Genomic DNA, 6,660 nt, shown 5'->3' on the forward strand with positions numbered 1-6,660 from the left:
TTTCTGGTGCGTACCGGGCTGAGAGGCGGTGTAAGTGAACTGTAGTTGCCATGTTTTACGGCAATGAGAGCAGAGATAGCGCTGATGTCCGGCAGTGCTTTTGCCGTTACGCACCACGCCTTCAGTAGCGGAGCAGGAAGGACATCTGATGGAAATGGAAGCCACGCAAGCACCTTAAAATCACCATCATACACTAAATCAGTAAGTTGGCAGCATTACCGCCGAATAGAACATAATGTAAACAAGGCATCACTCACGACACATAAATAACATCTTTGTGGTGATTTGATTGATTTTTCCACTCCGCTTACCATCCACACCAAAATAACGATCATCACGACATAATTTTTCTTTAACATCGCAAAATACACCGTTAGCGAATGTAAATTCGCTGGGATCGTAGCCTTGTAATGATTGTAAGTTTTCAGCGGCTTTTTCGCCGAGATATTTCCTTGTTAACTCTGGGGAAATGCCATCTGAGTTCACACAAATATACGGGTCGCAAACAACGCCGCACGCCGGAGATTGAAGTCCGCCAGCGTCATGTCCAGACGCCATTGATGAGAACATCATCCCCACACCTGACAATCCGATATAAAAAATACGCATCATATTCATAGCACATCCTGATAATCCAACCGTACAACACTTATGCTCATTTCATCATCAATCCGTAATCAAAACCGCTGACCTGGACGAGTTACGATGACCTGACAGAAGTATCAGACGTCTTCTGCGGTTTCTATGATTATGATAGAGCAATTCTATGGCGGATATTAAGATAACGGGTATCTGTTCTTTAATGATGCTGCAAAAAATGGAAAGTTAAGAAAGCCTGGCGTGGTGAAAAAATACACTTGCCTCAATACTGGATATTTAAACAGGTCTGGAGATGCTGTCACGATTAGGGTGCGGAAAAAGGAAGCGTAAATAAGAACAATCAAAAGTACGACGGCAATGGGTTGATTGACAAGGGTATTTTTTAAGCTATGAATCAGCGCCATTTATCACAGAATAGACTTTTACTCTGAATAAATGGGAGGGTGACTTGCCTCAATATAATCCAGACTATAACATGCCTTATAGTCTTCGGAACATCATCGCGCGCTGGCGATGATTAATAGCTAATTGAGTAAGGCCAGGATGTCAAACACGCCAATCGAGCTTAAAGGCAGTAGCTTCACTTTATCTGTGGTTCATCTGCATGAGGCAGAACCTAAGGTTATCCATCAGGCGCTGGAAGACAAAATCGCTCAGGCCCCCGCATTTTTAAAACATGCCCCCGTTGTACTCAACGTCAGTGCACTGGAAGACCCGGTAAACTGGTCAGCGATGCATAAGGCGGTGTCGGCAACCGGTTTGCGGGTTATTGGCGTAAGTGGCTGCAAAGATGCGCAACTTAAAGCCGAAATTGAAAAGATGGGGCTGCCTATCCTGACGGAAGGAAAGGAAAAAGCGCCGCGTCCAGCTCCCGCACCACAGGCTCCAGCGCAAAATACAACGCCGGTCACAAAAACGCGTTTAATAGATACCCCGGTGCGTTCCGGTCAGCGTATTTATGCTCCACAATGTGATCTGATTGTTACAAGCCACGTTAGCGCTGGGGCCGAATTGATTGCCGATGGGAACATTCATGTCTATGGCATGATGCGCGGTCGTGCGCTTGCAGGGGCAAGTGGTGACCGGGAAACGCAAATATTTTGTACGAACCTGATGGCGGAACTGGTGTCCATCGCAGGTGAATACTGGCTGAGTGATCAAATCCCAGCAGAATTTTATGGCAAAGCGGCGCGACTGCAGTTAGTCGAAAACGCTTTGACCGTTCAACCGTTAAATTGATCCCTTTTTAACAAGGAATTTCTATGGCACGCATTATTGTTGTTACTTCGGGCAAAGGGGGGGTTGGTAAGACAACCTCCAGCGCGGCCATCGCCACTGGTTTGGCCCAGAAGGGAAAGAAAACTGTCGTGATAGATTTTGATATCGGCCTGCGTAATCTCGACCTGATTATGGGTTGTGAACGCCGGGTCGTTTACGATTTCGTCAACGTCATTCAGGGCGATGCAACGCTAAATCAGGCGTTAATTAAAGATAAGCGTACTGAAAATCTCTATATTCTTCCGGCATCGCAAACACGCGATAAAGATGCCCTCACCCGTGAAGGGGTCGCCAAAGTTCTTGATGATCTGAAAGCGATGGATTTTGAATTTATCGTTTGTGACTCCCCGGCAGGGATTGAAACCGGTGCGTTAATGGCACTCTATTTTGCAGACGAAGCCATTATTACCACCAACCCGGAAGTCTCCTCAGTACGCGATTCTGACCGTATTTTAGGCATTCTGGCGTCGAAATCACGCCGCGCAGAAAATGGCGAAGAGCCTATTAAAGAGCACCTGCTGTTAACGCGCTATAACCCAGGCCGCGTAAGCAGAGGTGACATGCTGAGCATGGAAGATGTGCTGGAGATCCTGCGCATCAAACTCGTCGGCGTGATCCCAGAGGATCAATCAGTGTTGCGCGCCTCTAACCAGGGTGAACCGGTCATTCTCGACATTAACGCCGATGCGGGTAAAGCCTACGCAGATACCGTAGAACGTCTGTTGGGAGAAGAACGTCCTTTCCGCTTCATTGAAGAAGAGAAGAAAGGCTTCCTCAAACGCTTGTTCGGAGGATAAGTTATGGCATTACTCGATTTCTTTCTCTCGCGGAAGAAAAACACAGCCAACATTGCAAAAGAACGGCTGCAGATTATTGTTGCTGAACGCCGTCGCAGCGATGCAGAACCGCATTATCTGCCGCAGTTGCGTAAAGATATTCTTGAGGTCATTTGTAAATACGTACAAATTGATCCTGAGATGGTAACCGTACAGCTTGAGCAAAAAGATGGCGATATTTCTATTCTTGAGCTGAACGTGACCTTACCGGAAGCAGAAGAGCTGAAATAAGCCCGCTGTAAAAACGCATTTATCTTCAAGGCAGAGTCATTTCTGCCTTGAGTTTTTCATCCCTCTCATCCACGTTGTGGTAAAGCGGCGAGTATTCTTGCTGATACTCCTCATTGCTATTTCCACCTCCCCCTTTACACCTTAAGGCTGTTCCCACGCACAGAACAAAATGTTTATGCCTGGTTGAGTAAATAACCTCATTGTTAGTGTGGATACACTGGGGGATGATAACCCCGCAATTTCATTATTCATTGTTCTCCCATAGGATGAGGTTTCCCGCCGTAACTGGCGGGCTTTTTTTGCCCCAGAATTTTCCCTTTTAGCCCCCTGTAAACGAAAACTGCGCCGAAGCGCAGTTTAATCGTTGATGGTCAGAACGACCAGTTCACGATATATACTGCGGGTATCGACTGATTTCGATTCCATGCCATTGGATAAATGATAGTAGCGTCTAAGTGACCTAAGCTCTGCTGCAACATCAGCCCGCAGGCACCAGACCAGGGGATTCATCCTGAAGAGACAGCGCAGGTGTATTGTGTTCACCACTCACCAAAGACATCATGATGAAATGATGATATCCCGCATAAGAAAGAGGCATTTTTTAAACGCAGTGCGCTGAAGTGTAGTTGGATAAAAAATCACTCTTTTCAGATAATACTGTCGTACGCTTATCTTTCGACAATGAGGCCGTCGGCAAAATAAAATGACTAATGTAATCGTTGCTGATGAATATCTTCTGCTCACATAAAAATCACACAATAATATTGATAAATCAGATTATCTTACCTTTACAACATTGCGTTAACAGTCAATGACACTTCTTGAATAAAAATATTGCTAATCAATGAGTTATTCCTCATTTAAGATTATTCTCATTCACGTAAAAAACATAATTCCTATCATCACAGCCACGCTCATTTTGAATTATCTGAATAATAGCGAGCGTTCTTTAGTTAAGCAGATCTTAATTGAAGACGAAATTATTGTGCGTGCAACTTACTTAATACCGGACATCTAAGTTGAAGAAAAAAATACTTGCCTTCGGGCTTATCTCAGCATTGTTCTGCTCCACGCCAGCGATGGCGGATATGAATCGCACCACGAAAGGTGCATTGCTAGGCGCAGGCGTTGGTTTACTTACTGGCAATGGTGTTAATGGCGTACTGAAAGGTGCAGCTGTTGGCGCTGGTGTTGGTGCAGTAACAGAAAAAGGCCGCGACGGTAAAAATGCGCGTAAAGGTGCAAAAGTAGGTGCCGCCGTTGGTGCTGTCACTGGCGTTCTGACCGGCAATGGCCTCGAAGGGGCGATTAAAGGTGCCGTGATTGGCGGTACGGGTGGTGCAATTCTGGGTAAAATGAAATAAGGAATGATGATGAAAAAATTTGCTTTACTGGCGGGCCTGTTTGTTTTCGCACCAATGACCTGGGCGCAGGACTACAATATTAAAAACGGTTTACCGTCAGAAACCTATATTACTTGCGCAGAAGCCAACGAAATGGCAAAAACTGACAGCGCACAGGTTGCAGAAATTGTTGCGGTAATGGGTAATGCCAGCGTTGCCAGCCGTGATTTAAAAATTGAGCAATCTCCGGAACTGAGCGCCAAAGTGGTAGAAAAACTGAATCAGGTTTGCGCTAAAGACCCGCAAATGCTGTTGATCACGGCAATTGATGACACCATGCGTGCTATCGGCAAAAAATAATATTTCATATGTACCGCGTCGATGAATACGACGCGGTTTTTTAGCTAACGGCGGGATCAGAACTTATATTTCAGGCCCACCATCACTGCGGTGTCATTGTAGCCATTATCACCCAGCTGCACGCCCACATTCCCCCAGACGCTGGCCGCTGGATTCAGGTTGCCATTTACGCCAAGTTTAATTTCCCCCAAATTACTCGCCCCATCTTGTTCGACTTTCACACCGTTCATTGAGACAGCAAAATCTTTACTGTTATGGATCCAGTTCATTTCAACAAAAGGTTCAAAGTCGTCACCGTGCGGACCGCTGTTTTTCTCCTGAGTACGAATAAAGGTGCGGAAACCAAGTCGGGTCTGGATGTTGTTATTTGCGTCATTCTCAATACGTGAGCCATTGGCTTCGGTGTGCGCATTATGATCGACGCCCATCCAGATAGCCTGTGCCTGTGGCTGGAATATCCACGTGTATTTCGCCGCTTCCAGACCAAAGGATTTATTCAGGGCAAAGCCCTAACCCGCTTCCAGCGAGACGGTTGCGCCTTTCGCACTATAGGATTCATAGGCTAATTCATCCCCTTTCACCGAGTTTTTAAACCAGCTATATTGCGCCCAGGCGTCAATGTATGCGCCTTTTTTACTGATGTCATCGGCAAACCAAGTGGCATACAGCCCTGCGCAATAGCCTCTGACACTCCCTTTCGAACGATAATCCGACACGCTGGAATGAGTTGAGTTGTAGTCGCGGGCATAACCAGCCATCACTCCCAAACGCCAACTGTCACTGTCGGTAAAACCACCGGTTAACAGATCGGCCCCTAACTGCGAGACGTAGCGATGCGAGGTCGTTCTCAACTGTCCGTTGCTGTCACGCCAGGCATTATGCCCGCCAATTTGACGTAGCCAAAGTCGGCTTGAACGCTCCTGTTCAGTTACAGGATCGATGTAGCGCATTTCACCCGCACGGTCGTTCAGACGCATAACAAAAAGAGTGTTAGCGGCTGCCAGGTTGGCGACGTAACTTCCAGCTTCGGGGCGCAGGACGGGGGTAGGCGTTTCTGTTGGTTCTGAATTTCCCTCTGAGCTGTTATCCTCCTCATTCACTGACTGATAACTTGTCAAATACCAGTTTTTGCCTTGTTGTTTTAGTTGATATTCGAAAGCTCCAGCTGCAATCCTTGCATCACCTTGTCTGAAGGCTTCTGCTGGAGATTCATCGCCATTCACAGTTATGAGTTCGATCCCGTTTAGCGTGGCCGCGCCGCTTCCTCCAGCATTTTTCACATAGACGGTAGTTGAACCCGAAGTATTACCCTCAACAATAAGTCTGTCCGTAGCCGATTTATCATCACCTAATACGGTGCGGATATTAAGCTGACCATTATTACCGACATAATTACCTTTTACGGTTAATGTTTTTCCTTGGGTAAATGTTTGACCATCATCATACGAAAGATTGATAATACTGTCTGAATTAGTCAGATGGGTAACAACGGAGTCATCTTTCATATTCCAGATTGTATTTTCTGAAAGCTTCAGCGTGGTTGTGCCGCTAACGAGTTTAGTCGCTCCATTTAGAATAGAGTCGGACGAAATTATGTTTAAGTCACCTCCAGTATTATTAACCAGAACATTAGGTAATGACTCCAACTTACTGATAGTGTTTTATGTTCAGATAATGCCCGATGACCTTGTCATGCAGCTCCACCGATTTTGAGAACGACAGTGACTTCCGTCCCAGCCTTGCCAGATGTTGTCTCAGATTCAGATTATGTCGCTCAATGCGCTGAGTGTAACGCTTGCTGATAACGTGCAGCTTTCCCTTCAGGCGTGATTCATACAGCGGCCAGCCATCCGTCATCCATACCACGACCTCAAAGGCCGACAGCAGGCTCAGAAGACGCTCCAGTGTGGCCAGAGTGCGTTCACCGAAGACGTGCGCCACAACCGTCCTCCGTATCCTGTCATACGCGTAAAACAGCCAGCGCTGACGTGATTTAGCACCGACGTAGCCCC

The 6,660-nt window shown here is 46.5% G+C and carries 10 protein-coding genes and 3 pseudogenes; 6 read left to right on the forward strand and 7 right to left on the reverse strand.

What is annotated here, in order from left to right; genetic code table 11:
• Both BHE85_RS09080 and BHE85_RS09085 read right to left on the reverse strand, forming a co-directional pair.
• Window positions 1-165: IS1 family transposase (locus BHE85_RS09080; RefSeq protein ID WP_047664789.1), on the reverse strand; the 165-nt coding region annotated here is incomplete at its 3' end.
• Between the two features lie 84 nt (window positions 166-249).
• Window positions 250-618, reverse strand: coding sequence for a YcgJ family protein (locus tag BHE85_RS09085; protein WP_001056831.1), 369 nt, complete (start codon window positions 616-618; stop codon window positions 250-252).
• Between the two features lie 525 nt (window positions 619-1,143).
• On the opposite strand from BHE85_RS09085, the gene minC reads away from it, so the two are divergent.
• Genes minC through minE form a run of 3 tightly spaced genes read left to right on the forward strand, consistent with a single transcriptional unit; the run spans window position 1,144 to window position 2,945 of the window.
• Window positions 1,144-1,839, forward strand: a complete 696-nt coding sequence (gene minC, locus BHE85_RS09090; RefSeq protein ID WP_000072536.1) for a septum site-determining protein MinC — start codon at window positions 1,144-1,146, stop codon at window positions 1,837-1,839.
• Between the two features lie 23 nt (window positions 1,840-1,862).
• A complete protein-coding gene (gene minD, locus BHE85_RS09095; RefSeq protein WP_000101055.1) occupies window positions 1,863-2,675 on the forward strand; it encodes a septum site-determining protein MinD in 813 nt (270 codons plus the stop codon).
• 3 nt (window positions 2,676-2,678) lie between these two features.
• The gene (gene minE, locus BHE85_RS09100; protein WP_001185665.1) at window positions 2,679-2,945 is read left to right on the forward strand and encodes a cell division topological specificity factor MinE; all 267 of its coding nucleotides are present in this window, start codon (window positions 2,679-2,681) and stop codon (window positions 2,943-2,945) included.
• 381 nt (window positions 2,946-3,326) lie between these two features.
• On the opposite strand, the pseudogene BHE85_RS28375 reads toward minE, so the two are convergent.
• The 3 genes and pseudogenes from BHE85_RS28375 to ymgJ form a co-directional block, all read right to left on the reverse strand.
• Window positions 3,327-3,389 (reverse strand): annotated as a pseudogene (locus BHE85_RS28375) (hypothetical protein); the annotation flags it as partial.
• Between the two features lie 34 nt (window positions 3,390-3,423).
• Entirely contained in the window at window positions 3,424-3,543 is a 120-nt protein-coding gene (locus BHE85_RS09105; protein WP_001131446.1) for a hypothetical protein, read from the reverse strand.
• Window positions 3,504-3,689 (reverse strand): protein YmgJ, encoded by a 186-nt coding sequence (gene ymgJ / locus BHE85_RS09110; RefSeq protein ID WP_001328621.1) that lies wholly within the window; start codon window positions 3,687-3,689, stop codon window positions 3,504-3,506. The genes BHE85_RS09105 and ymgJ overlap by 40 nt, the downstream gene beginning before the upstream one ends.
• 100 nt (window positions 3,690-3,789) lie before the next feature.
• Between ymgJ and ymgI the strand changes: the two genes are divergently transcribed.
• From ymgI to BHE85_RS09125, 3 genes are read left to right on the forward strand one after another with little or no spacing between them, the layout of a single operon-like run.
• Window positions 3,790-3,963, forward strand: a complete 174-nt coding sequence (gene ymgI, locus BHE85_RS09115) for a protein YmgI (RefSeq protein WP_000122463.1) — start codon at window positions 3,790-3,792, stop codon at window positions 3,961-3,963.
• A 1-nt stretch (window position 3,964) separates the two neighbouring features.
• A complete protein-coding gene (locus tag BHE85_RS09120; protein ID WP_000726974.1) occupies window positions 3,965-4,309 on the forward strand; it encodes a YMGG-like glycine zipper-containing protein in 345 nt (114 codons plus the stop codon).
• A gap of 3 nt (window positions 4,310-4,312) precedes the next feature.
• Window positions 4,313-4,648, forward strand: a complete 336-nt coding sequence (locus tag BHE85_RS09125) for a YmgD family protein (protein WP_000979977.1) — start codon at window positions 4,313-4,315, stop codon at window positions 4,646-4,648.
• A gap of 56 nt (window positions 4,649-4,704) precedes the next feature.
• On the opposite strand, the pseudogene ycgH reads toward BHE85_RS09125, so the two are convergent.
• Both ycgH and BHE85_RS09135 read right to left on the reverse strand, forming a co-directional pair.
• Window positions 4,705-6,279: pseudogene (gene ycgH / locus BHE85_RS09130) on the reverse strand (autotransporter YcgH); the annotation flags it as partial.
• Between the two features lie 16 nt (window positions 6,280-6,295).
• A pseudogene (locus tag BHE85_RS09135) lies at window positions 6,296-6,660 on the reverse strand (IS1-like element IS1X2 family transposase); the annotation flags it as partial.

It is taken from the genome of Shigella sp. FC1567, from assembly GCF_001743015.1.
Taxonomy (GTDB): domain Bacteria; phylum Pseudomonadota; class Gammaproteobacteria; order Enterobacterales; family Enterobacteriaceae; genus Escherichia; species Escherichia coli.